This window comes from Falseniella ignava (assembly GCF_002847645.1).
GTDB lineage: Bacteria > Bacillota > Bacilli > Lactobacillales > Aerococcaceae > Falseniella > Falseniella ignava.
The window spans coordinates 128335-153020 of sequence record NZ_PKHE01000001.1 but is presented as its reverse complement, the minus strand read 5'-3'; the positions used below and the strand labels follow the sequence as shown (position 1 = coordinate 153020).

Annotated in this window: 23 protein-coding genes; 11 read left to right on the top strand and 12 right to left on the bottom strand. The window is 39.1% G+C overall.

The genetic code is table 11. The features are described from left to right. Positions 1 to 2: 2 nt before the first annotated feature. The 6 genes from CYJ57_RS00815 to tsaE form a co-directional block, all read right to left on the bottom strand. Positions 3 to 833, bottom strand: coding sequence for an ABC transporter permease (locus tag CYJ57_RS00815; protein ID WP_244896560.1), 831 nt, complete (start codon positions 831 to 833; stop codon positions 3 to 5). Next, positions 823 to 1641 (bottom strand): ABC transporter permease, encoded by an 819-nt coding sequence (locus CYJ57_RS00810; RefSeq protein WP_101953680.1) that lies wholly within the window; start codon positions 1639 to 1641, stop codon positions 823 to 825. Before CYJ57_RS00810 ends, CYJ57_RS00815 begins: the two co-directional genes overlap by 11 nt. Before the next feature lie 10 nt (positions 1642 to 1651). Beyond that, positions 1652 to 2803: an ABC transporter ATP-binding protein gene (locus tag CYJ57_RS00805; protein WP_101953679.1), complete on the bottom strand. Its 1152-nt coding sequence runs from the start codon at positions 2801 to 2803 to the stop codon at positions 1652 to 1654. A gap of 166 nt (positions 2804 to 2969) precedes the next feature. Then, on the bottom strand, positions 2970 to 3914 hold the full coding sequence (gene murB, locus CYJ57_RS00800) for a UDP-N-acetylmuramate dehydrogenase (RefSeq protein WP_101953678.1): 945 nt from the start codon (positions 3912 to 3914) through the stop codon (positions 2970 to 2972). Next, entirely contained in the window at positions 3898 to 4485 is a 588-nt protein-coding gene (locus tag CYJ57_RS00795; protein WP_006700899.1) for a GNAT family N-acetyltransferase, read from the bottom strand. The genes murB and CYJ57_RS00795 overlap by 17 nt, the downstream gene beginning before the upstream one ends. Positions 4486 to 4488: 3 nt before the next feature. Beyond that, positions 4489 to 4977, bottom strand: coding sequence for a tRNA (adenosine(37)-N6)-threonylcarbamoyltransferase complex ATPase subunit type 1 TsaE (tsaE, locus tag CYJ57_RS00790; RefSeq protein WP_006700898.1), 489 nt, complete (start codon positions 4975 to 4977; stop codon positions 4489 to 4491). A gap of 92 nt (positions 4978 to 5069) precedes the next feature. Between tsaE and CYJ57_RS00785 the strand changes: the two genes are divergently transcribed. After that, the gene (locus tag CYJ57_RS00785; protein WP_006700897.1) at positions 5070 to 5567 is read left to right on the top strand and encodes a DUF4430 domain-containing protein; all 498 of its coding nucleotides are present in this window, start codon (positions 5070 to 5072) and stop codon (positions 5565 to 5567) included. A gap of 50 nt (positions 5568 to 5617) precedes the next feature. Here the strand turns inward: CYJ57_RS00785 and pta are convergent, their stop codons facing one another. Next, positions 5618 to 6601 (bottom strand): phosphate acetyltransferase, encoded by a 984-nt coding sequence (pta, locus tag CYJ57_RS00780; protein WP_101953676.1) that lies wholly within the window; start codon positions 6599 to 6601, stop codon positions 5618 to 5620. Between the two features lie 137 nt (positions 6602 to 6738). Between pta and CYJ57_RS00775 the strand changes: the two genes are divergently transcribed. From CYJ57_RS00775 to CYJ57_RS00735, 9 genes are all read left to right on the top strand, one after another. Then, a complete protein-coding gene (locus CYJ57_RS00775) occupies positions 6739 to 7179 on the top strand; it encodes a CopY/TcrY family copper transport repressor (protein ID WP_101953675.1) in 441 nt (146 codons plus the stop codon). 10 nt (positions 7180 to 7189) lie between these two features. Continuing rightward, on the top strand, positions 7190 to 9445 hold the full coding sequence (locus tag CYJ57_RS00770) for a heavy metal translocating P-type ATPase (protein WP_101953674.1): 2256 nt from the start codon (positions 7190 to 7192) through the stop codon (positions 9443 to 9445). A 218-nt stretch (positions 9446 to 9663) separates the two neighbouring features. Then, complete coding sequence (locus tag CYJ57_RS00765; RefSeq protein WP_101953673.1) at positions 9664 to 10143, top strand: nucleoside 2-deoxyribosyltransferase; 480 nt, start codon at positions 9664 to 9666, stop codon at positions 10141 to 10143. 120 nt (positions 10144 to 10263) lie between these two features. Continuing rightward, a complete protein-coding gene (locus tag CYJ57_RS00760) occupies positions 10264 to 11895 on the top strand; it encodes an ABC-F family ATP-binding cassette domain-containing protein (protein WP_006700891.1) in 1632 nt (543 codons plus the stop codon). A gap of 26 nt (positions 11896 to 11921) precedes the next feature. After that, positions 11922 to 12896, top strand: coding sequence for a GMP reductase (gene guaC / locus CYJ57_RS00755; protein ID WP_101953672.1), 975 nt, complete (start codon positions 11922 to 11924; stop codon positions 12894 to 12896). Positions 12897 to 13038: 142 nt separating this feature from the next. After that, positions 13039 to 13752, top strand: a complete 714-nt coding sequence (locus CYJ57_RS00750) for a YebC/PmpR family DNA-binding transcriptional regulator (protein WP_101953671.1) — start codon at positions 13039 to 13041, stop codon at positions 13750 to 13752. Between the two features lie 176 nt (positions 13753 to 13928). Further along, complete coding sequence (locus CYJ57_RS00745) at positions 13929 to 16757, top strand: DUF1002 domain-containing protein (protein ID WP_101953670.1); 2829 nt, start codon at positions 13929 to 13931, stop codon at positions 16755 to 16757. Positions 16758 to 17028: 271 nt separating this feature from the next. Continuing rightward, positions 17029 to 18327: a dicarboxylate/amino acid:cation symporter gene (locus CYJ57_RS00740; protein ID WP_006700886.1), complete on the top strand. Its 1299-nt coding sequence runs from the start codon at positions 17029 to 17031 to the stop codon at positions 18325 to 18327. Positions 18328 to 18480: 153 nt separating this feature from the next. Beyond that, positions 18481 to 19977, top strand: a complete 1497-nt coding sequence (locus CYJ57_RS00735) for a PALP domain-containing protein (RefSeq protein ID WP_180764341.1) — start codon at positions 18481 to 18483, stop codon at positions 19975 to 19977. A gap of 48 nt (positions 19978 to 20025) precedes the next feature. Here the strand turns inward: CYJ57_RS00735 and CYJ57_RS00730 are convergent, their stop codons facing one another. After that, positions 20026 to 20532, bottom strand: coding sequence for a GNAT family N-acetyltransferase (locus CYJ57_RS00730; RefSeq protein ID WP_101953668.1), 507 nt, complete (start codon positions 20530 to 20532; stop codon positions 20026 to 20028). 103 nt (positions 20533 to 20635) lie between these two features. Between CYJ57_RS00730 and CYJ57_RS00725 the strand changes: the two genes are divergently transcribed. After that, positions 20636 to 21292 carry a hypothetical protein gene (locus tag CYJ57_RS00725; protein ID WP_006700883.1) on the top strand — a complete coding sequence of 219 codons (657 nt, stop codon included), beginning with the start codon at positions 20636 to 20638 and terminating at the stop codon, positions 21290 to 21292. Between the two features lie 62 nt (positions 21293 to 21354). On the opposite strand, the gene truA is transcribed toward CYJ57_RS00725, so the two are convergent. Genes truA through CYJ57_RS00705 form a run of 4 tightly spaced genes read right to left on the bottom strand, consistent with a single transcriptional unit; the run spans position 21355 to position 24651 of the window. Continuing rightward, positions 21355 to 22125, bottom strand: coding sequence for a tRNA pseudouridine(38-40) synthase TruA (gene truA / locus CYJ57_RS00720; protein WP_006700882.1), 771 nt, complete (start codon positions 22123 to 22125; stop codon positions 21355 to 21357). 21 nt (positions 22126 to 22146) lie between these two features. Then, on the bottom strand, positions 22147 to 22950 hold the full coding sequence (locus tag CYJ57_RS00715; RefSeq protein WP_006700881.1) for an energy-coupling factor transporter transmembrane component T family protein: 804 nt from the start codon (positions 22948 to 22950) through the stop codon (positions 22147 to 22149). After that, positions 22940 to 23842: an energy-coupling factor transporter ATPase gene (locus CYJ57_RS00710; RefSeq protein WP_006700880.1), complete on the bottom strand. Its 903-nt coding sequence runs from the start codon at positions 23840 to 23842 to the stop codon at positions 22940 to 22942. The genes CYJ57_RS00715 and CYJ57_RS00710 overlap by 11 nt, the downstream gene beginning before the upstream one ends. Continuing rightward, positions 23812 to 24651, bottom strand: a complete 840-nt coding sequence (locus CYJ57_RS00705; protein WP_101953667.1) for an energy-coupling factor ABC transporter ATP-binding protein — start codon at positions 24649 to 24651, stop codon at positions 23812 to 23814. Before CYJ57_RS00705 ends, CYJ57_RS00710 begins: the two co-directional genes overlap by 31 nt. Positions 24652 to 24686 lie beyond the last annotated feature (35 nt).

Sequence of the window (24686 nt, the reverse complement as noted above, 5' to 3'; positions counted from 1 at the left end):
GCTTATCTGCCTCCTTGGAAAGGAATTCGACGAGACGGACGTATTCGCTTCTGTTGTTCGCTGATTTGAATTCGGTAATACCCAAAGACAAGTAATAAAGCTAAAATAAACATCAACGTACTCAACGCATTAATTTCGAGACTAATACCAGTTCTTGCTCGCGAGTACACTTCAATCGAAACCGTACTAAAGCCCGCTCCCGTCACAAAGAAAGTAACCGCAAAATCATCTAACGAATAAGTGAATGCCATAAAGAAGCCTGCCACAATCCCTTTAAGAATACTTGGAAGAATCACTCGAGTTAAGGTTTGCCACTGTGTTGCACCTAAGTCTTGTGCGGCTGTAATCATATTTAAGTTCATTTCATAACTTTTTGGCAATACCATTAAAACAACAATCGGAATACTGAATGCCACATGCGCAATTAAGACAGACCAGAATCCTAAGGTTACTGGAATCACTGTTGAAAATAAAATTAAGAAACTCGCTCCCATCATTACATCAGGGGTCACCATTAATACGTTATTAAACTGCATTGTCACTTGGCTTGACTTACTTCTACGTGAAAAGAAAATTGCTAAAGCCCCAAATGTCCCGATAATAGTAGCAATCAATGCCGAGCTCAAGGCAACGATAAAGGTGTTTGCGATATAACTTAACAACCGTTTATCGGAAAATAAAGTTTGATAATGCTCCAAGGTAAACTCTGTAAAACCTGACATATCTCCTCCGGCATTAAAGGAGTAAAAGATTAGATAGGCAATCGGCAAATACATCAAAATAAAGATTAGGACGATATAAATCGTTGCCCAAGAAAAATTTTTACGCATCATGGGTCGAACCTCCAATCTCTTTGGGTCGAGTAAATCGCATCACGATAACCATTAGCAGAAGTAAAACAACACCGATGGTTGCTCCCATGCCCCAGTTTTGCGTGACTAGAAAATGTTGTTCCACGGCCGTTCCGAGTGTAATGACCCGGTTACCTCCGATGAGTCGGGTTAGCATGAACAGTGAGAGCGATGGGATAAACACTGCTTGAACCCCACTCGTTACGCCCCGCATGGATAACGGGAAAATAACCCGTCTGAGTGTCACCCATTCACTCGAACCTAAGTCTAAGCTCGCTTCAATAATCGAGGTGGGGATCTCATCAATTGAATTAAAGATTGGCAGCATCATAAATGGAAGTTCCACGTACGCAGCTACAAGGATGAAAGCGGCATTCGTAAAGAGTAACTGAGGCGACCCGAGTCCCAAACGTTGAAATAACGCAACGACAGGCCCCGTCTGACCCAGTAATCCAATAAAAGCATAGATCTTCAATAATAAATTAATCCATGTTGGCAAAATAATTAACATCAGCCATAAATCTTTACGTTTGGTCTTTGTTAGGAAATATGCCATTGGATAAGCAAATAAAAAAGTAATCAACGTTACCAGTAGTGCCGATAGAAAGGAAGCAAACGTCATTTGCATATAATATGGGCTACTAAAATACTCAATATAGTTCCCGAACGTCAAACTTCCGTCAATCCCAAAAAATGAACGATAAATTAATAATAAAATAGGTGTAACCACAAATAACACAATCCATAGATAATACGGAATAGCTAATATATGTTGTAATCGCCGATTCATATGCTACCTCCTATAATTGTGAAGTCACTGAACCGTTCGATTGCAGAAAATCAAAGTGTTCTTCATCTTCCTCGTCGTCCGTATACTGTTCAATCCGAGCATCAAAATCTTCTTCTGATTCATTGTAACGCATCACATGAATGTCCGTTGGACCAAATGATAAACCAATCTCTGAACCTTCCTCGATAAATTGTGTCGTATGAATCATCCACTCATTACCTTGCTTATCGTAAGCAATGACTTCGTTAAAGACTCCTCGGAATAGTTGAGTATCTACATCCGCCACCAATTGACCTTCTTCTGGCGTAGTAATCGCAATATCTTCAGGTCGAATAACCACTTCAACCCGCTCTCCACTTGGAATTCCTCCGTCATTACACTCAAATTGATGTCCAACAAATTCCACGACATAGTCATCAATCATCGTCGCATCAATAATATTACTATCACCAATAAAGTCAGCAACGTAGTGATTGATCGGCTCATCATAAATATCTTTCGGCGTTCCTGATTGAACCACGACACCTTCATTCATTACAAAAATCCAGTCAGACATCGCTAATGCTTCTTCTTGGTCATGGGTGACAAATACAAAGGTAATCCCTAACCGTTGCTGTAACTCACGAAGTTCATATTGCATATCTGTTCGTAACTTTAGGTCTAAAGCAGATAATGATTCGTCTAATAGAAGAACCTCCGGTTCATTAATTAATGCTCGTGCGATCGAGACGCGTTGTTTTTGTCCTCCCGATAATTCACTAATTTGACGGTTTTCAAACCCATCGAGCTGGACCAGCCGTAACATCTCTTTGACTTTTTGATCAATGACTGCCTTCTTTTCTTTACGTAACGTCATCCCAAACGCAATATTATCGTATACATTCATATGTGGAAACAGTGCATAATCTTGGAAGACGGTATTCACCTTACGACGATTCGCACTCACTTGCGTAACATCTTTACCATCGAGCACTACGGTTCCAGTATTGGGTTGATTAAATCCTGCAATGATTCGTAACAACGTTGTTTTGCCACATCCAGAAGGACCTAACAATGTATAAAATTTTCCTTTTTCCAAATCCATATCGATATTTTTTAAAACGACCGTATCCCCATACGTCTTTGAAATACCTTTCAATTCAACACTGTACACTTCTGTCATTACAAATCACTCCCTATTCATCGTTTCGTATGGTGAAGCATCTTTTTTAACATTTGAGTACTCCACCTTTTACTGTAAAAAGTATAGCATAATTTAATAAAACAAACAGCTTAAGGCACACAAAAAGGTCACCACAAAGTGACCTTAATTTGATATCAAAATGTATTTATGCATCAGCGGGTATCGCTTCGCCAATAATGCGAACTTCAGGCTCTAACTGAACTTGATAAAGCTCCCAAATTCGATGCTGTATAAATTGAATCAACTCGATATAATCTGTCGCAGTCGCATGATCCACATTGACGATAAAGCCAGCGTGTTTTTTTGAGATTTCCGCACCGCCAATACGGTAACCTTGCAAGCCAGCATCTTGAATTAATTTACCGGTGAAATGCCCTTCTGGCCGTTTAAATACACTCCCGCATGAAGGTAATTCAAGCGGTTGTTTGGACGTTCTTAATTCGGTTAAACGATCCATTTCGGACTGAATCAAATCAATCTCACCAGGTTCAAGTTGGAATTTAACTTGTAAGACGACTTCGTGATTATCTTGAAAAATACTATGGCGATATCCAAATTGAGCAGTTTGAGTGCTGTAAGTTCTGAATTCACCCGTGCGAGTCAATGTTTCAATCTCTAAGGGCAAGTCCTTAATCTCTCCACCATACGCTCCCGCATTCATAAAAATGGCGCCTCCAACACTACCCGGAATGCCACAAGCAAATTCTAAACCTGTTAGATGGTGATCGCGGGCAACTTGCGTTGTTTCGATTAGTGATGCACCTGCGTCGGCAATTACCGTTTCACCTTCAACTTGAATCTGGTTCATTCGAGTTAAAATCATTACGATACCTCGAATTCCTCCGTCCATCACAATTAAGTTACTTAAATTTCCTAAAATCGTTAATGGAACTTGATTCGTATCGACCCATTCAATCATTTGTTGTACTTCTTGCTTAGTCTGCGGGAATACTAACGCATCGGCTTTCCCACCTACTTTAGTGTAGCTGTATTGAGATAAAGGTTCATTTAATTTGATATCCATTGCGGGATATTTGCTAATTAATTCATTATAAAGCACAATCATTTCCTCCTTATGCGTTGTAATCATGTAAAGTATGTCCTAATGGCTTCTCCATCACAATCGTATCATAATATTTACCATCTTGATTAATCCATTGAGATGATCGGCCAATTTCGCAAAAGCCGAATTTCCGATAAAGATTGATCGCACGATGGTTGGATGCCAGCACTTCTAAAGTTAAGATGTTTAACGAAGTTTGTTCTGCAAAGTCAATCAGCGAATCAATCAATGCACTCCCAATTCCACATCCCCAATATTCCTTAATAACAGCAATGCCAACTTCTCCAAGTTGAGGATCTTCTAAAAGATTCCGTACAGATAGATTCGCCGTCGCAATTAATTCCCCAGCTAATTCAACAACTAAAATAATGCTGGAAGAAGCTTGCTCATACTGAGCTAAAAGTTCTCGAAGTGCAGAACAATCATTAAGGTCATTTTTTGTATCAAAGATTAAATAAGACGTCTCTTGTCGAAGTTGGCACATGAGTTGCTGATAGTGAGACGCATCTTCAACTTTTGCTTCGCGGAATAAAAGTTCAACCCTTTCAGTGGTGTTCCCTGAATCGCTAGATATATTAGAGTGCGTTGATTCAACCATTCGCTAGATTAACCCTCTTTCTTCGACCGCATCTTCTATCATAGCTATCACGTTATCGTATTTCAATGAATTCCCACAAGGCTTAATAGTAATTTCTCGCGTCGTTGAATCCAATGGATTTAATTGAATCATTAAATAATCTTCAGGTAAATATCCCTCGATAAATTGTGCCCATTCAATAAAAGTAATCGCATCCGGAGAAAGAACAGCATCGATATCAAGTGACTCTGCCCCTCCTTGTTCTAAACGGTACGCATCCATATGAATTAACTCAAAATTTTTATCCGGAATAGGATATTGCTTTACAATAGTGTACGTTGGACTATTGACACGGCGAGTAATTCCTAATCCTTGTGCAAAACCTTGAGTAAACGTTGTTTTACCCGCACCTAACGGTCCGTCTAATCTAATTACCATCCCAGGCTGAATATATTGAGCGAGCAACTTAGCAACTTGTTGTGTTTCAGCATGTGAAGTCGTTCGTATCCGCATCGTGAATATCCCCTTTCTGAATAAAAATTTGATTTCATGGCTATTCTATGCTACTTTATAGATATAAACAAGTCCTAATAAGGAGGCAAATTATGAAAAAATCATTGAAACTTATATTTTTACCTTTATTAACCATCTTACTCGTTGCTTGTACGAACGGGCAAGATAAAAAAGAAAATGTTGAAACCACCGTTGAAGAAACAACGACAGAAGTTACAACAGTCGAAACAACAGTTGAAACTACTGAAGAAACAACTGAGGTTGCAACGGAAGATGCTGTGAAGATTAACATTTACCTTCATGGCGAAGAAGAACCGATTGCTACAGCCTTTGTCAATGACGGTGCTGGCAAAAGCGTACTCGAAGCGATGCATGAAACAGACCTGAAATTCCACTTCAACGAAGATGAAGGTGTCGTAGAAGAAATCGAAGGTCACGAAAATGACTATGAAGATTTCAATACATGGGTATATCTACTCAATGGTGCATATGCTGAACTTGGTGTTAAATCGCAAATCTTAGAAGCTGGCGATGAAATTAGTTGGTACTATGGTACTCAAGATGAAATTCCAGTAAATATTATTGAATAATAAATAAATCAAAAAACGACCTTGCTTGGGGCAAGGTTGTTTTCTTCTTTTTAAATTAAAGCTTGATTTGCTGTAATAATTGATACTTTGTAGACATCCTCTTCATTACATCCTCTAGATAAATCCGATACCGGTTTATTTAACCCTTGTAGGATCGGGCCAATCGCTTGATATTGTCCTATACGTTGCGCTATTTTGTAACCAATATTACCTGATTGAATCTCTGGGAAGACGAATACGTTGGCATGCCCAGCTACATCTGATTCTGGTGCTTTTTTATCCGCAACGGATTCAACGAGCGCCGCATCAAATTGCAACTCTCCATCGATAGGCAATGTTGGGTCTAATTCACGAGCGATTCGCGTCGCCTCTACAACTTTATCAACCTCAGGTGAAGCAGCAGATCCTTTCGTTGAGAAGCTTAACATTGCGACTTTAGGTTCAATATCAAAAATTCTTGCGGTTTTAGCACTTTCAACTGCGATTTCCGCTAATTCTTGAGCATCGGGATTAATATTGATCGCGCAATCCGCCATAATTAACTTCTCACCACCACCTTCAACTGGCGGTATCATGACGAAAGCACCACTCGTTAGTTTTACATTCGGACGAGTTTTTATAATTTGTAGTGCAGGTCGAACCGTGTCTCCTGTTGAGTAAGTAGCTCCACAAACTAAACCATCTGCTGCATCCGTATAAACCAACATTGTCCCTAAGTACACATTATCACGTAACATTTCACGTGCTTGTTCCTCGGTATTTTTTCCTTTACGACGTTCAAAAAATGCCGCTACCATCTCTTCAAAGCGAGGATAGTTGGATGGATCAATAATTTCAATATCACCTAGATTCCAATGGTTTTCTGCTGCCAATTGTTTAATATTATCAGGATTACCAATTAAGATTGGTTCAATCAACTTGTCAGCTTTCAAACGAATTGCTGCCCCTAGAACACGGACATCTTCTGCTTCAGGATAGACGATCCGTAAATTTTTATCTTTGATTTTTAACGATAATGCTTTAAATAATTCCATATTTTCGCTCCTTTATTTTCATATCTTTATTTTACACAATTCATCGGTGATTTTAAATGAATATTCTTCATTTTATTTCATACTGCTTGACATTTTTTGTTTACACATGTAAACTTTAGGTTGAAAGGGGAGTTATTATGGATTACACAATTAGCGATGCTGAATGGCAAGTGATGCGTCTAATTTGGAGCCAGCCTCGATTGACGAGCCGAGAAATCATTGATCAACTTCAACAAACGACGTCTTGGAAAGAGGGCACGATTAAATCGTTAATGAACCGGTTAATGCAAAAAAAATTAATCGATTCGATTGATAAGACTCGACCTTACCAATACGTTACCACGATTGATCAGAAAAAAGCGTCCCTCGATCAAATAAATGGCTTTATCGATCGAATTTGTCAACGTCAGGTGGGCACTTACCTTAATGAACTCATTGAAACTAGCGCCTTATCACAAGATGACTGCACGTTACTAATTCAAACATTAGAACAAAAAAGAGCTCTAGCGCCAACGGAAATTCCTTGCAATTGTCCAATTGGCGAATGTCACTGTACTCATACAAATATTCATACTTAGGAGGAATTCAATGAAACAAAATTATCATATTGATGGAATGAGCTGCGCCAGTTGTGCCTCACGAGTGGAACAGGCTGCGCTCAAAGTCCCTTCTGTTAAAGAAGCATCCGTTAACTTAGCGACTGATACACTTCGTGTTACCTCAGATAATGAATTAGACCCAACGAATATTATTGAAAGTGTTCAACAGGCGGGGTACCAAGCAAATCTTATTTTGTCCCCGCAAGAACAATTTGAACGTGATGAACGTCAAAAAGAGGCAAAACGCATTATGCAAAAGAAACAATTATATTGGATGTTTCTCTTTGCCATCCCACTCTTTATCATTGCAATGGGCCCGATGCTAGGAATTCCTTTGCCTCATATAATTGATCCCGTATCGTCTCCCTTAGGTAATGCCTTGGTTCAATTTATCCTTACGGTTCCGATTTTATATTTTGGAAGGGATATTTTTATCCGTGGTTTCCGTCAATTAATACATAAGCAACCTTCAATGGACTCGCTCGTTGCCTTAGGGACCTCCGCAGCCTTTATTCAGGGTATCATTGCGACAATCTATTGGGTCATTTCACCAACTTCAACAACAGGCCATCACCCTATCGAGCTATACTTTGAATCCGCTGGAGTCATCATTACTTTGATGACACTGGGAAGATATTTAGAGGAATTAGCTAAAGGACAAACAGCACAAGCCATCCGAGAACTGATGAATTTAACACCACCTACCGCTCGAGTCATTGACGATAACGGCAACGTAACACTCAAACCCGTTGATGAAGTTCAAATTGATGATCTTATCCAAATTCAACCAGGAGAGAGCTTGCCCGTTGATGGTATTATTACCCAAGGCCGCTCAGCTATCGATGAATCGATGATTACCGGCGAAAGCATGCCAGTCGCTAAAGAAATTGGCGACACTGTCATTGGAGCCAGCGTCAATAGCACAGGCGCTTTCACTTATCGGGCCACCCGTGTAGGACAGGATACGATGATTTCTCAAATTATTCGGATGGTTCAAGAAGCGCAAGGTTCAAAAGCACCAATTAGTAATTTGGCAGACCGGGTTGCACACTATTTTGTGCCAACCGTTATTATCCTAGCCATTTTGGCGGGGGTGTTCTGGGGATTAGTAATGGGCGAATCCCTTAATTTTACTTTACGTATTGTTATTAGTGTTCTTGTTATTGCCTGCCCTTGTGCACTTGGTTTAGCGACCCCCACTTCCATTATGGTTGGTACAGGCAATGGCGCTAAACACAGTATTCTCGTTCGAAGTGGGGAATCCCTTGAAAAAATGCATCACACAACTACGGTTGTCTTAGATAAGACGGGTACCGTTACGATGGGGAGTCCTACTCTCACTGATTGGTTGGTTGATTCAGAACAAGATGAAGCCCAAGTCATGCAATTAATTTATAATGCAGAGAAACAATCTGAACACCCTCTCGCCCTAGCTATTACCCGTTATGGTCAAGAGCAGAATTTTGAGACGTTACCAGTTGAATCTTTTAACAGCATCACCGGAAAAGGAATCGAAGCTCAAATTGCTGATCAAACCATTCAAGTTGGAAATCAAGCGTGGATTGAATCGATGTCTTCGATTCCTAATCACCTTATCCAACAAGCAATACAATGGGCTAACGAAGGGAAAACCCCAATCTTTGCTGCTGTCAACCAACGAGCGGTTGCGACCATAGCGATTAGCGATCCGGTAAAAGACTCTTCCGAAGAGGCCATTCAACAGATGATTGCAGAAGGGTTGAAAGTTGTTCTACTTACAGGTGACAACAAAGCGACTGCTGAGGCCATCGCAAAGCAAGTTGGGATTGAACAAGTCTATAGTCAAGTCTTGCCACAAGATAAAGCCCAAATTGTGAAGCAATTACAGACTAATAGTGAATGTGTGATGATGGTGGGAGATGGCATTAATGATGCTCCCGCTTTAGCTCAAGCAGATATCGGACTCGCAGTAAGTTCAGGTACGGATGTAGCAATTAGCTCGGCCGATGTGATCTTAATGCATAACGATCTTAAAGATGTCTTACGAGCGATTCATTTAAGCAAACTGACTCTCAAAAATATTAAACAAAATCTATTTTGGGCCTTTGCCTATAATATCATTGGTATTCCAATTGCAATGGGCGTATTAAGATTATTCTTTGACGGTCCTCTTCTCAATCCGATGATGGCTGCTTTAGCGATGAGTTTAAGTTCAATCTCTGTTCTAACCAATGCACTCCGTCTTCGTTACCAACGACTATTGTAAAAATGAAATTTTCCGAAACTCAAAGCGACGAAGCAAATTAAAACTTCGTCGCTTTTTATGGTGTTTATTCCGATATTGGGGGGTATTTGCATTTACCTTCATAAAATTCATCTAATACCATCGAATTATGGATATGAGTAATCGTTAAGCTCAAAGGTGCTTTTATTAATCGATAGACTCAATTATAATAAAATTAACAACAGAAAGGAGCTGCTTTCATGTCAAAAAATGTTTATTTTGCGAGTCCTCTCTTCAACGAAATGGAACTTCAATTCAATGCACAATTAGCCCAAAGAATTCGAGATCGTTATCCAGAAATCAATTTATTTTTACCACAAGAACAAAGTGAAATAAATGATAAGTCTAACTATGCAGACTCTAAGTTAATTGCCCAGGTGGATACCGATGCGGTATTAACGAGTCGGTTGTTGATCGCAGTATTAGACGGCTTAGTCGTTGACCCAGGTGTCGCTTCTGAAATCGGTGTCGCATATCAAGCTGGTATTCCAATTATCGGATTGTATTCCGATACGCGCCAAGCTGGAGCTGATAATCCAGAAAAAATCGAAGCGCTCCATACCATTGCAGAATCTCAGTTTAGTTATATCAATTTGTATACGGTTGGGTTAGTTAAATTAAGAGGTGAAATCGTCGGTAGCTCGGCTGATCTCATCAATTCCATCGAAAAATATTTATAATCTCATATTATTTTAACATTTCTCTAAAGTTACCAGACTGTAACTTTCTTTCACAAGAAGAATGTGCTAATATTATCAATGGTGTTCTTAGGACCCAATGATATTAGAGGAGGCTCATAAATGCTTAATGTATCGAACGTCAGTCTTCATTTTCCTGACCGAAAATTATTTGATGACGTAAATATCACTTTTACACCGGGCAACTGCTATGGCGTTATTGGTGCAAATGGAGCTGGAAAGTCTACTTTCCTTAAAATTTTATCCGGTGAAATCTCACCTACAACAGGAAACGTTACGATGGATCCTAACGAACGGCTTGCGGTATTAAATCAAGACCATTATGGTTTTGAAGATTATCAAGTCCTCGAGACCGTGATGATGGGACACCAAGAGCTTTACAATGTTAAAAAAGAAAAAGACCAAATTTATTTAAAAGAAGATTTTTCCGATGAAGATGGAATCCGAGCTGGAGAGCTTGAAGCTAAATTCGCTGAAATGGGTGGCTGGGAAGCAGAAGCTGAAGCGAGCGACCTACTTCAAGGTCTCGGCATTACTACCGATATGCATTATTTATATATGCGAGAGTTAGTTGAAGCCGATAAAATTAAAGTTTTATTAGCACAAGCGCTCTTCGGGCGTCCTGATAACTTACTACTCGACGAGCCGACAAACGGACTCGATGCGCAAGCAATTGAGTGGTTAAGTAATTTTATTATGGATTTCCCGAACACTGTCATTGTCGTCTCTCACGACCGTCACTTCTTAAATCAAGTTTGCACTCACATGGCAGACGTGGACTTTGGGAAAATCAAACTTTACGTCGGTAACTATGATTTTTGGTTACAATCGAGTCAATTGGCTGCCAAATTACAAGCAGATCAAAATGCTAAGAAAGAAGAGCAAATTAAAGAACTACAAGCTTTTATCGCAAGATTCTCAGCCAACGCTTCGAAATCTAGACAAGCTACTTCTCGTAAGAAAATGCTTGATAAAATCACCTTAGACGATATCCAACCTTCCTCCCGACGTTACCCTTATGTCGGATTTTCACCTGCTCGGGAGATTGGTAATGACCTACTACGAGTCGAAGGCTTGTCAAAAACAGTCGACGGTGAAGTGTTACTCAATAACATCACCTTCACCTTAAATCGTGATGACAAAGTTGCTTTTGTTAGCCGTAACGACCTAGCCGTCACCACTTTCTTTGAAATGATTACTGGACGCCTCGAGCCGGATAGTGGTATCTATGAATGGGGTGTTACAACGACTCAAACCTATTTGCCGCGTAATTCTTCAGATGAATTCGATCATAACGAAATGACGATTGTCGATTGGTTGCGTCAATATGCTGAAAAAGAAGAACAAGACAATACATTCTTACGTAACTTCTTAGGTAGAATGTTATTCCGTGGCGATGATGTATTGAAGCCTGTGAACGTTCTTTCAGGGGGTGAAAAAGTTCGCTGTCTATTGTCTAAGATGATGCTTTCGAAAGCCAATGTTCTTATATTAGACCAACCGACAAATCACCTCGACTTGGAATCTATTACCGCACTTAACGATGGCTTAATCAAGTTTAAGGGAGCTATTTTAATGGCTTCTCACGACTATGAAGTCTTAGACACTACATGTAATCGAGTGATTGAATTAACACCGAATGGTGCTTACGATCTGATCAATACCACTTACGGTGAATATGTTAATAATCAAGATGCTCAACAACGTATTGCAAAATTGTATGAAACAAAATAATAATTTAATTTAAAGGAGAATCTATCATGGAAGTTTTTGATTTTGAAGATGTTCAGTTGATTCCTAATAAATGTATTGTTAAAAGTCGTTCAGAATGTAACACTGAGGTTCAATTTGGCCCGCGTACATTCAAAATTCCAGTTGTTCCAGCAAATATGCAAACCGTCATGAACGAGGAACTTGCTCAGTGGTTTGCTGAACATGATTATTTCTATATTATGCATCGTTTTGATGAAGCATCTCGCCGTCCATTTATTGAAAAAATGCATAACAAAGGACTCTACGCATCAATCAGTATCGGAATTAAAGAACCTGAATATGCATTCGTAGAAGAACTTGCACGCGACGGTGTCATTCCTGAATACGTTACGATTGACGTTGCACACGGTCACTCTGACAACGTTATTCGAATGATTCGCCATATTAAAAAACATCTCCCTTCTACGTTCCTCATTGCAGGAAATGTGGCGACACCTGAAGCAGTTCGTGAATTGGAAAATGCGGGAGCAGATGCGACAAAAGTTGGTGTCGGACCTGGGCGTGTTTGTATTACGAAATTAAAAACTGGTTTTGGTACTGGTGGTTGGCAACTTGCTGCGATTCGTCTTTGTGCAAAAGCTGCTACAAAACCGATTATCGCAGATGGCGGAATTCGTCATAACGGAGATATTGCCAAAGCATATCGTTTCGGTGCATCCATGGTTATGATTGGATCACTCTTTGCAGCGCATGAAGAAAGCCCTGGAAAATCTCGTGAAGTTGATGGGGTTATTTACAAAGAGTACTTCGGTAGCGCTTCTGAGTACCAAAAAGGAGAACGCAAAAACGTCGAAGGTAAAATTGAACTCATCCCGACTCGAGGAAAACTCGAAGATACGTTAATTGAAATGCAACAAGACTTACAATCTGCTATTTCATATGCGGGTGGAAAAGATATTAATTCACTACGCCACGTCAATTACGTTTTAGTGCGTAACACCGTCTACAATGGTGACCGTTAATTACAGAATACTTATCAAGAGTTGTGTTTAAAGCACAGCTCTTTTTTTATTTATACTTATCGTATGTACCAAGATAAGATTGTTCAATCCAAAAAATTTGCTATAATAGATTTATGCAAATTAATGAAAGAAGTGTGATGATATGGGTCGTAAATGGATGAATATTAAAGAAAAGAAAGCCCAAAAAGATAAAGACACGTCCAGAGTGTACGCAAAATTCGGTATTGAAATTTATGCCGCAGCTAAATCAGGTGAGCCTGACCCAGACCTCAACCAAAAATTAAAATTCGCAATTGATCGTGCAAAATCATACGATGTTCCAAAACATATTATTGATCGAGCGATTGATAAAGCAAAAGGAACCGGCGATGAGAACTTCCAAGAGCTTCGCTATGAAGGCTTTGGTCCAGGCGGATCAATGATTATTGTCGATGCGCTAACAACCAATGTTAATCGAACCGCCGGAAATGTCCGTGCCATCTATGGTAAAAACGGCGGTAATATGGGCGTAAGTGGATCTGTCAGCTATTTATTTGATAATACTGCTGTATTTGTATTTGAACATGCGGATGCCGAAGAAATCATGATGGCCTTATTAGAAGCAGACTGCGATGTCCGAGATGTCGAGCAGCAAGAAGATAATGTCGTCGTTTACGGTAATCCAACGGATTTCCAAAAAATCTATACTGCGCTTGAAACTTATGGAATTGATAAATTTGATGTTTCTGAACTAGAAATGTTACCGAAAACAGAAATTACTTTAGAAGGTGCGGAACTTGAGCAATTCGAAAAACTCATCGATTTGCTTGAAGATGATGAAGATGTTCAAAAAGTACACCACAACGTAGATCTCTAATAAAGTTGAAACGACTAACTTCATTTTGACGAAGTTAGTTTTTTTATAGATAAATATGACTTTTATATGAATAACGCTTGAAAAAAATTATAAACTTTTGTCTATTTCTCTTTTGTAGGCATTTTTTGTTCTATAATAAAGATAGCAACTCAATAAAAAAGAAAGAAGTGATATTCATGCGTAAGTCCTATTTATTAGCAGCGATTCTACTGGCTGGCACAAACACAATGTCTCCAATGGTCAATTTGGTCAACTCTACTCAGCATGAAAGTGTAATTTCTCGAGTTCAAGCTAAATCGATTCAACCGAGCGCTTCTCTTGGTGCAACTTTATCTGAAAATGATATTAAACGCACCTTACAGTTATTAACAGGTCAAACAATTGAGCAAAAAAATCAATATTTGATTGATGGAGAGATCATTAACCATTATCTAAACGATGGATCAACGCGTATCACACCTGTTTATTCGAGTGCGGTAATTGAACCAAGGGAACCTGGTTATGGGGTTCAAGTTCAAATTGTTACACCTCAAACTATTTTAAATGTTAATTCCCAAACCTATGCCAATGCTGCGATTACAGCTGGGGCGGAAGATGTCTTAATTCGAATCGCCTCACTCTACCCTGTCACCGGTGAAGGTGCTTTGGCAGGTGTTTATAAAATGTATGAAGCTGCAGGACAAGCATTGAATCCCCAAAACGTTACAACAGCGCAAAATGAAATTAAAACGGTTATTCAAGTTAAAGAAACTAAAGAATTAACCGAAAGTCAAATTAACGAAATTCAAGCTTTACTAAAAACCAGCTTACATCAATATTTAGGTGAAGGAAATGACACCAGTCAAGCGGCTTTGGATCAATTAATTCAACAAACCATTGAAAACTGGGCTAAAGAACATCAACTTACCCTCTCTCAAACCGTAATTCAATTATTAACAACGTATGCACGAGAATATGCTCAATCTGAAGCAGCTCAAAATGCTCGTACTGAAAAACAAATTGATGCAAATTCATCTACGAAGTGGACGGCTGAACAAGCCATTGATTTATTCGAAGGTGTCTTCTTATATCACACCAATCAATACGCAAAAATTGATCCTAACCAATATGATCGTAAAGCATGGTCAGTAATTGATAACCATGACCAAACGATTACATTGTCCCTTCAAGGGGTTGGAAAGTATGAATTCACCTATCGTGATCATCAAGTAATTATTACTGCCTATACTGACACGCAATCACCTGAAAAAGCAACAGCAATGTATACGATCGATAAAGTTAGCTATTTGATTTTACATGAAAAACATTTTGATTTACTCGATTCTAAAGAAGGTTTCGATTCATTCACGGAAGAAATAGCTTTTGACTATTTGCAAAAAGCTGTAGTAGGTTCAAATAATGATCTCATTCAATCTTGGATTGAACCTGTAGAGGATGGTTCGTATTTAGTCGAGTTAGTCTACCAAACAAAAGATAACCAAGATGATACGACCAATTATGGATTATTTAGTGTCCAACCTGATGGTTTAATTACAGAGGTGAATAATTACGCTCATGTGATGGGACATCCTTATTATAACGATGACCTCCATTCAAACTCCATTCTCAAACATTTGGCCTGGACTTCTGAAAAACAACAAGCCCTCGAACAATTTATGATTCGTTGGCAAGCTGAAATGGGACAAGAATATATCGCGGCAACACCGAATAATCCTGCGAATATGTATGGTATTACTTTCCCTGAACAATTAACGGAAGGGTTATTGGCTGTTAATGATCAAAAGGTAGCCGCAACTTGGAATCCAAATGGTGAATTATTACCAGATACATACAACATTGTCGCTGCATACTACCAAGTTAACGGCCCAGAGATGGCGGGACATTTCTACTTAATGACCATCTATAACGGACAATCAGTAGTACTGCACTCACAACAAAATCAAGGGCTTCCTGATGGACTTGTTCACTTTACCCCAACTGAAAATATTGCATTAGCGAATGCCTTTACAGATATCGCCAACAATCGATTCACTACAACAAACGTTGTAGGCTACCGACCTACGACTCCAAATGAGGAGACCAGCATTGAACCGATTTCTCCAAGTGAAATCGAACAATATCCAAATACAGAAGATCCTGCGTGGGACGCTGTTAAAGATGAACAAATGAAAGGCTATTTCGGTTCTTACGAAGTTGAAACAGGTGAGCAATATATCCAAGCAACCCCTGCTAGTCAACAATCGATGTATGGTGTAGATTTCCCTACAGGGGTAATTGAGCGACTCGCAGTGAGTGATCAACAAGTTCCAGCGCGCTGGGCTAATTTTGATGAACCCCTTAAAGCAGACGTCTATAATATCGTCGCAGCCTATCGCCAAACACCACCTGAGAACTTAGAATATTTCCCTCATTTTTACTTGTTAGCAATCTACAATGGGGAACCCGTAGTATTGCATTCACAACAAAATCAAGGGGCAGAAGATGGGTTAATCCATTTTGAACCGACTCAAACTGAGTACTTGCGACAACAATTTGAAGCTACCTATCAAGCCACCCCTCCGACTGATGATGATTCTAATGATTCTGCTCAAATATCATGGAATAATGAAAAAACTGAGCAATTGAATACTTTTATGACAGAATGGCAAAAAGATATGAACCAAGAATATCTTCCTGCCTCACCAGAAAATCCAGCGAATATGTATGGTGTCGAATTCCCTGCACAAATTACGGATGACTTTTTAGCGGTGGCAGATCAGCCTGTCCAATCCGTTTGGAATCCGGACGGCCCACTGGTTCAAGACACCTATAATATTGTTGCATCCTATTATCAAATTAACGGTCCGTCAATGCAGACCCACTTCTATTTGATGACGATTTATAATGGCGAGCCGATTGTTTTGCACTCACAACAAAATCAAGGGATGCCAGACCAAAAAATCCACTTTGAACCTACACAAAATGCTGCACTGCAAGAAGGTTTCCGTAATATCTATCTTCAGTAACATTTGATGACAATCTTATGTACTACCCGTTAAATATTGATTTAACGGGTAGTTTTTGCTTGTAAAAAGATTGGATTAATCGTTTATTTGTGATAATATTAACAATGGAAAATAACAAAGGAGGTGCCTTTTTCATGTCTAAATGATGTAATATCTCTTGCGCTAGCATAGCGTACCCTACTTGGCACCTTTGCATCTTTTTACAAAATATTTTTCCAGATAGCAGACAGGGTCAAGTGACGAACTCGATCAACTAAAGGAGGATTCTTGAATGTATAGTCTTTTGGCTTTTCTGATTACCTTAGTACTTTTTTATATTTTATACAAAATGCAGCAACGCAAAATGTCTTTAATGGTCCGAGTATTAACCGCGACTGCAATGGGTGCCATTTTAGGATACTTTTTCCAAGGTCACACTGATTACGTCGTAATCTTTGGTAAAATATACGCCAACCTATTAATGGCCTTTGTAATCCCCTTACTACTCTTTTCAATTATTGCAACGATTATCAATATTGGAGACCTTAAAACTTTAGGTTCTATCGGAGGCAAAACATTAGGTTTTCTTTCACTCCATAATATTTTAGGTTCCGTTATTGCAATTATTATGGGCCAATTAATGAACTTAGGACTCAATGCAGGCATCGATATGGTTTCTACCGATGAGCTTGCAGAAGTTCCTCATTTTTCACAAGTCATTGTTAGCTTTTTCCCACGTAATATTATCGATAACATGGCCAATAACAAAGTGATTCCAGTAGTTATTTTTGCTGTGATTATTGGTATCATTATTTTAATCTATGAAGACAAACAAGAAATCAAGCCGTTTATTGATTTCATTGTGGCGGGTAATAAAGTAATGAATAAAACGATTGGCTCAATCGTTAAATTTACCCCATATGCAGTACTTTCTCTTTTAGCGAATCAAGTAGCTACATTAGATTTCTCGTTCGTAACTTCACTGCTTATTCTTTTATTGGCGGTTTATATTTGTTGCTTCTTCCATACCTTTATCACAACATCTGGTCTAATTACGTTGTTTGGACGTCATAATCCATTAATTGTTCAACGTAAATTATTCCCTGCGTGGTTAATTGGCTTCACTACCCAAAGCTCTATTGGTAGTATTCCTGCTAATATTCGCTGTCAGAAAGAATTGGGAGTACCCGAAAATATCGCTTCGATTTCGGCTTCTGTCGGTACTACTTTCGGAATGCCTGGATGTGCTTCAATCTGGCCAGTATTACTAGCTATCTTTACAGTCAATGCACTAAATATTGATTTCTCAGTTAACCAATATTTCCTAATGGTTGGCGCCGCTTTACTGGCTTCAATAGGAACCGTTGGTGTCCCAGGTACTGGTACTATCCAAGCTACTGCATTATTTGCAGCAATGGGGCTTCCAGTTGAGATGATTCTAGTTCTAAGTCCAATTGCTGGAATGGCAGATATGGCCCGAACTTCTACCAACGTACATGCAGGAGCTTCAACTGGATTTATGGTGGCAGCAAGTAATCATCTCATTGATGAGGAACAATTCCATCAAACTACCGCACAACTTGATGCATAGATATCACGCATTATAATTATGGTCTATTCTGGTCACTTTCTTTAATTGAAAGTGGCCTTATTTTATTCTTCGTTATCGTATAATTTCGAATAGCTTCTAAAACAATTATCTTCATTTAGATTTTATGGTATACTACGTCTAGTATGATTGGGGGTGAGGAATCTGTATTACGTAAGTACACAAAATCAAGCGCATCGTGTCACTGCTGGGGAGGCTTTATTGAATAGCATAGCTCCGGACGGAGGTCTTTATGTACCTGAACATATTCCGCATTTTGAAGTAGATTGGGAGACATTTTCCCAATTATCTTATCAAGAGATGGCAGAGAAAATTTTAGCACTTTTCTTTGATGATTTCTCATCTGAACAATTGAGCGATGCCATCAACTCTGCCTATCGCGAACGATTTAACCATTATCAAATTACTCCCGTTCGTAAAGTGAGCGATTATTATATTCTAGAGTTGTTCCATGGGCCAACGGTTGCCTATAAAGATATTAGTATGGCGATTTTACCTTATCTTTTTGAAGCTGCGCGAGCCAATATTATGCCTGACAAACAATTAATTTTAATGTTGAGTTCAACAGGTGAATCTGGAAAAGCTGCTCTCGAGGCTTTTAGAGAGTTTGATAACTTTCGTGTCTTACTCTTCTATCCAAAAGATATTATGTCAAGCCTACAAGAGAAACAGCTTAAAGTTCATCAAACGTATCCTAAAAAAGTTGTCTCGATTATCAATAACTTCCGAGAAACTGTCGGAACATTGGAGCATATCTTACTGGATCAACCCCTTACACAGCGCCTCGAAGAACAACATTGGCACTACAGCTCATTGAATGCCATTAATATTGGAAGAGTGATTCCTCAAATTGTCTATTACTATTATGCTTATGCCCAACTTATCCGCCAAAATGAAATTACGATTGGAGAATTAGTAGATTTTAGCATTCCAACGGGGAACGGGACCAACCTACTTAGCGCCTACTATTCGCGCAGAATGGGATTACCGATGGGAGAATTAATTTGCGTTAATAATGAAAATAACGACCTCTATCAACTCTTTACGACCGGCGAATTTGAACTCAATCGACCAACTTATCATACACTCAGCCCTTCTCTCGATGTCCGCCTACCACGTAATTTCGAGCGAATTCTATACTACTTGCTCAATGAAGACGCTGAGCATACAAAACATCATATGGATGAACTTAAACAAACTGGGCGATTCAAATTAGACCCCGAAGATTACAGTAATATTGATGATTTTATTGCAACGTGTATTACCAATGCAGAAACGAAAGCTCAAATTCGACAAACTTTTGAAAACCATATCTATTTACTTGATCCTCATAGTGCCGTTGCGATGGCAGGTATGCGTAAATTAAGACGTGAAGAACGGCTGACACATAAGCAAATGGTTATTGCAACCTCCAGCCCTTATAAATTCCCTTATGCGACACTAGACGCCCTAAATATTCCAGTAGATGGCAAGACCGATCGGCAAATTTTAGAATTGACCGAGAACATTTTACAGTATGACTTACCTGAATCGATTCTAGAATCAATTAGTACTGTCGACAGCCATCTTTATTCTATAACGCATCAAAAACTCAAACCTTTCCTAGAACAATGGTTCAACAAATTAGACTAATTTAAAAACTCCAGGTAGCACTGCAAAAGTACGCCTGGAGTATTTATTTTAATCTTCCCTAACATAATGAAATGCTAAACGTTCTCCACCACCGTTGATTAATTGAATCTTGCCACAATATTCAAAACCTGAGCTTGACAAAAGATGAAGCATCGCCGCATTATCACGATGTGTATCAATACGGATATTTAAAAAGTTGCGTTTCAACGACTCGATGATAAAGCGTCCGGTGCCACATTGGCGTGACGCCATGCGATGAACGGTAACATAAGGGGCATCATTGAGCCAAGAACCTTCGATTGTCGTATAAGACTGCTCAGGCTTTTTCATTAAACAAAATGTCCCGACCAGATACGCTTCCCCGTCTTGATCCGTTGAAACAACTACATAACTTTCTCCTTGTTCAATATCTGATTCGATATGATGTTTCAGCGGATAATTCTCCCCCCATTGATTAAGATTCCCTTGTTCTTGTTGTAGCGCTTTGGCATAATCAATAATTTCCATGATATCCCACAAATCAGATAACTTAGCCGGTCGAACTGATAGTTTCATTTTTATAACTCCTTTTGTTATTACATTCATTATATCTTAAGATTGATTTCAATCAAATAATCGTATAATCTAGTAAGTGATCATACATGAAGGAGCAAACATCATGCAATATATTACTGAAAGTCAAGCTAGAAGATTAGCTAAAGAATACATCGCAAACCCTGAACAAAAGTATATTACTTATAATATTCGCGAACGCAGTTATCGTTTAGTTGATTTTTATAAGTTTTATTTTCGTTTTAGTCGCCGGGAATCGGTCTGGAACATTCCAATCTACCATGTTGAGGAAATTTATTTAGAAGATCCTAACGAAGATGCCATGACCGAAGCCATAATGGCGGCCATTAATACGCGAGTAGACGATACACTACAATTAAAATTAAAAAGAAGTTTTACCAAAGACGATTGTAAAGTGATGTTAAATTACTATTTTTCAAGTAAATGTTACCTACTCTATTATGACTATTACTTAGGACGCGTAGTTTTAATTAAAGAGCGGGATAAAACATTAGACTTTATCAATTTAGTAGGTGTTCGCTACCATTTTATCGGTGACATGAACGATATTATGACGCAGCGAATTGACATTGATGAGCATACTTTAATGACCTTTATGTCAATCTTTATGAATGAACAGACTCCGATTCGCTCGATCAGTGGCTTTAATGAAATTAACGAAAAAGTTCACGCTTACTTATGTCCTGAAATTCAAAAGCTAGATCAATGGTTGACGGATAAAGAAGTCATTGTGACTGATTAAATTCAAATTTGGTTAAATTAACTTTAAAAAATGGCTGGAACCCATAGGTCCAGCCTCTTTGTTTATTTAAAAATATTTTCTGGATATACCACTTCAACTAGAAATAATCCTTCAGGTTTTGCGGTAGGTCCAGCAAGATTTCGATCTCGAACTTGTAGTAACCGTTCCATATCTGATACCGGACGAATCCCATCGCCAATTTGTAATAGCGTCCCCACTAAAATACGTACCATATTATATAAAAAACCATTACCACTAAACGTAAAGATTAAATGATTCGCATCTTCTTGATATACGATGGCTGCTTCAGTAACCGTCCGAACTTTATCTTCTTGTTGGGTCTTAGTTGAGCAAAAACTGGTAAAGTCATGCGTTCCCTTAACAGCTTGAATTGCTTCCTCTATACGCGCGATTTCAATCGGATAAGGATGATGGAGGGTATATAATCGCGTAAATGGATTTGGAAAATCATTTAAGTCCACAATGTAGCGATAAGTTTTACTAATCGCATCGTAGCGTGCATGAAAAGTGTTACTCACACAAGCAACAGCTACCACACGAATCGAATCATCAAGAATACTATTTAATCCTCTACGCAGCCCTTCAGATGGAATTTCATAAGGAAAATCAACGTGTACAACTTGTCCTAGTGCATGAACACCTGCATCCGTACGCCCTGATACTGTATTAGCAACTCGCGTTGTCGAACTAACTTTTGCAATTCGTCTTAAAGCCCGTTCTAACACCTCTTGAATTGATAATCCATTGTCTTGTACTTGATACCCAACATAGTTCGTGCCATCATATTGGATTTTTAACGCATAACGAGGCATTTGCTCATTCCTTTCCAGAAATTAAGTAAAGTATCGAATCAATAACAGTATGATTGTAAGCAATACGAGTGATAGGAAAGCTATGGAATCCCGGCGAGTATACTGTAATTGGCGGTATTGGGTACGCCCTTCGCCGCCTCGATACCCTCTTGCTTCCATCGCAATCGCCATCTCATCCGCTCGATTGAAAGCACTAATAAATAATGGCACTAAAATTGGAATTAATGACTTGATACGTTGAATCAAACTTCCTTCATCAAACTCAACCCCTCTTGCACGTTGGGCATTCATAATCTTTTCAGCCTCATCCATTAAAGTAGGGACATAGCGTAGGGCAATCGACAACATCAACGCAATTTCATGCGACGGAAAACCAAATCTTGATAAAGGTCTGAGCAGTTGTTCGATGCCATTAGTTAGTTCAATCGGTGACGTCGTGAGTGTTAAAACAGTAGACATTGTTATAATCAAGACTAAGCGCATAAAAATATAAGCCGCATTCGTCACACCTACCGAAGTGATACGAATGATTTTCCACTGAAAATAAACGGTGCCTCCGGTGGTAAAAAACAGTTGAAAAACAACTGTAAACAAAATTATCCATAACATCGGACGGATCCCTTTTAGGAAATAACGCATTGAAATTCCGGTGAAATAGATTACTAAGAAAGCATAGATCACTAGAGCTAAATAACCCCACCATGAATTCGCTAAAAAGACAATTAATATAAAGTAAAAACTAGCCAATAATTTCGTCCGAGGATCCAATCGATGAACAAAGGATTCTCCTTGAATATACCTTCCTATTAATAGCTTAGTATTCATTGGTATCATCCCCCTCCTTTGTTCCCATCGCTTTCATCTTAATAATTTGGTCTGCTAAGGCTTCAATTGTTAAAGGGAGATACACTGTTGGCGCAGGACGATCGGACAACTCTAATAACTGGTGATAAAATTCAGCAGCATGTGGGAGTGCTAGTTGTTTACTTTCAAGCCATTGCTGACTCTCAAATAATGTTGCTGGACTCCCCTCTTTGACAACGCGCCCTCGTTCCATCACAATCGCATGATCGGCGTAACGAGCGACATCTTCCATTTTATGGGTGACGAGAACTAACGTTAGTTGGTAATCCTTTTGGAGTTGCATGAATAAGTCCATCATCTGTTTTTGACCAGCGGGGTCTAAACCTGCGGTTGGCTCATCTAAAACCAAAACTTCAGGTCGGCAAGCTAAAACACCTGCAATGGCTACGCGACGCATTTGACCACCACTAAGCTCAAACGGTGAGCGTTCAAAGAGTTCATCTGGAATACCTACTAGACGCAAAATTTCTATTGCATCCTGACGTGCCTCTTCTGGCGATGCGCCGAAATTAATCGGGCCAAACATTACATCTTTTAAGACTGTTTCTTCAAAAAGTTGTGATTCAGGAAATTGGAAAACAATACTTACTTTTTTACGTAATTGCTTTAAATTCGTGTGTTTTGAATCTTTTGTAAAGACTTCACCATCAATGGTCATTCGTCCATGGGTCGGTCGTAGTAGCGCATTTAAATGCTGAATGAGCGTTGATTTCCCAGAACCCGTATGCCCAATAATCGCAGTGACTTTACCACGTGGTATTGAAACACTGACTTGATCTAGCGCTCGAACTTCAAAGGGAGTCTTCTCATTGTAAATATGGCTTACTTGGTCAAATACGATGTGCTGATCCATCTTAGGAGCTCCTCCTCACTTAAATAATCCTCAGGAACGGTAACACCCCGATTTTCTAGTTCTTTCATCAGTTGAACTGCAAATGGAACATCTAATCCAAAATCAATTAACTGTTCGCCATAATGGAAAATTTCTTCAGGTGTTCCCTCATACATTAAGTGACCCGATTTTAATACAAAAATTCGATCTGCCTTCGCCGCTTCGTTAATATCATGTGTGATTGAAATGACGGTTAAATTATATTGTTGCTTAAGCTCTGCAATTGCCTCAATCAATTCTTGACGTCCGAGTGGATCCAGCATCGACGTTGCCTCATCTAAAATGATTACTCCAGGTTTTAAAGCTAGCACTGAAGCAATCGCTACACGTTGCTTTTGACCTCCCGATAATCGTGCGGGTTCTTTCTTAAGATGCGGTAACATTCGAACTTGTTCAAGCGATTCATGAACGCGTTGAATCATTTCTTCTCGCTCGATGCCCATATTTTCTAATCCAAAGGCGACATCATCTTCAACCGTAGCCCCCACAAATTGGTTATCCGGATTTTGAAAAACCATACCGATTAACCGACGAACATCCCAAACTGTATCATGATTTAATTCTTCCTGATTAATCAGCACTTGGCCTTGATTAGGTATTTGAAGTCCATTCATCAATTTTGCTAAGGTTGATTTACCCGAGCCATTTGGGCCGATCACAGCGATCCATTCTCCAGCATTGATGGATAAATTAATTTGGTTTAAAGCGTTACGCTCAGCTTGATTATATTTAAACGAAACATCTTTTAATTCAATGATTGGAAGTGTCAAGTATTTCCCTCCTATAGCTAATAATACGAACGCCG

What these genes read in the sequence shown, in the direction of transcription:
- truA (WP_006700882.1), bottom strand. Translation starts at nt 22,125, where the DNA reads ATGCCTCGTTATGCGTTAAAAATCCAATATGATGGCACGAACTATGTT.
- CYJ57_RS00750 (WP_101953671.1), top strand. Translation starts at nt 13,039, where the DNA reads ATGGGTCGTAAATGGATGAATATTAAAGAAAAGAAAGCCCAAAAAGAT.
- CYJ57_RS00785 (WP_006700897.1), top strand. Translation starts at nt 5,070, where the DNA reads ATGAAAAAATCATTGAAACTTATATTTTTACCTTTATTAACCATCTTA.
- murB (WP_101953678.1), bottom strand. Translation starts at nt 3,914, where the DNA reads ATGATTACAACGCATAAGGAGGAAATGATTGTGCTTTATAATGAATTA.
- CYJ57_RS00815 (WP_244896560.1), bottom strand. Translation starts at nt 833, where the DNA reads ATGATGCGTAAAAATTTTTCTTGGGCAACGATTTATATCGTCCTAATC.
- CYJ57_RS00710 (WP_006700880.1), bottom strand. Translation starts at nt 23,842, where the DNA reads ATGGATCAGCACATCGTATTTGACCAAGTAAGCCATATTTACAATGAG.
- CYJ57_RS00760 (WP_006700891.1), top strand. Translation starts at nt 10,264, where the DNA reads ATGCTTAATGTATCGAACGTCAGTCTTCATTTTCCTGACCGAAAATTA.
- CYJ57_RS00810 (WP_101953680.1), bottom strand. Translation starts at nt 1,641, where the DNA reads ATGAATCGGCGATTACAACATATATTAGCTATTCCGTATTATCTATGG.
- CYJ57_RS00765 (WP_101953673.1), top strand. Translation starts at nt 9,664, where the DNA reads ATGTCAAAAAATGTTTATTTTGCGAGTCCTCTCTTCAACGAAATGGAA.
- pta (WP_101953676.1), bottom strand. Translation starts at nt 6,601, where the DNA reads ATGGAATTATTTAAAGCATTATCGTTAAAAATCAAAGATAAAAATTTA.
- CYJ57_RS00725 (WP_006700883.1), top strand. Translation starts at nt 20,636, where the DNA reads ATGCAATATATTACTGAAAGTCAAGCTAGAAGATTAGCTAAAGAATAC.
- CYJ57_RS00770 (WP_101953674.1), top strand. Translation starts at nt 7,190, where the DNA reads ATGAAACAAAATTATCATATTGATGGAATGAGCTGCGCCAGTTGTGCC.
- CYJ57_RS00795 (WP_006700899.1), bottom strand. Translation starts at nt 4,485, where the DNA reads ATGGTTGAATCAACGCACTCTAATATATCTAGCGATTCAGGGAACACC.
- CYJ57_RS00745 (WP_101953670.1), top strand. Translation starts at nt 13,929, where the DNA reads ATGCGTAAGTCCTATTTATTAGCAGCGATTCTACTGGCTGGCACAAAC.
- tsaE (WP_006700898.1), bottom strand. Translation starts at nt 4,977, where the DNA reads ATGCGGATACGAACGACTTCACATGCTGAAACACAACAAGTTGCTAAG.
- CYJ57_RS00740 (WP_006700886.1), top strand. Translation starts at nt 17,029, where the DNA reads ATGTATAGTCTTTTGGCTTTTCTGATTACCTTAGTACTTTTTTATATT.
- CYJ57_RS00805 (WP_101953679.1), bottom strand. Translation starts at nt 2,803, where the DNA reads ATGACAGAAGTGTACAGTGTTGAATTGAAAGGTATTTCAAAGACGTAT.
- CYJ57_RS00715 (WP_006700881.1), bottom strand. Translation starts at nt 22,950, where the DNA reads ATGAATACTAAGCTATTAATAGGAAGGTATATTCAAGGAGAATCCTTT.
- CYJ57_RS00775 (WP_101953675.1), top strand. Translation starts at nt 6,739, where the DNA reads ATGGATTACACAATTAGCGATGCTGAATGGCAAGTGATGCGTCTAATT.
- guaC (WP_101953672.1), top strand. Translation starts at nt 11,922, where the DNA reads ATGGAAGTTTTTGATTTTGAAGATGTTCAGTTGATTCCTAATAAATGT.
- CYJ57_RS00730 (WP_101953668.1), bottom strand. Translation starts at nt 20,532, where the DNA reads ATGAAACTATCAGTTCGACCGGCTAAGTTATCTGATTTGTGGGATATC.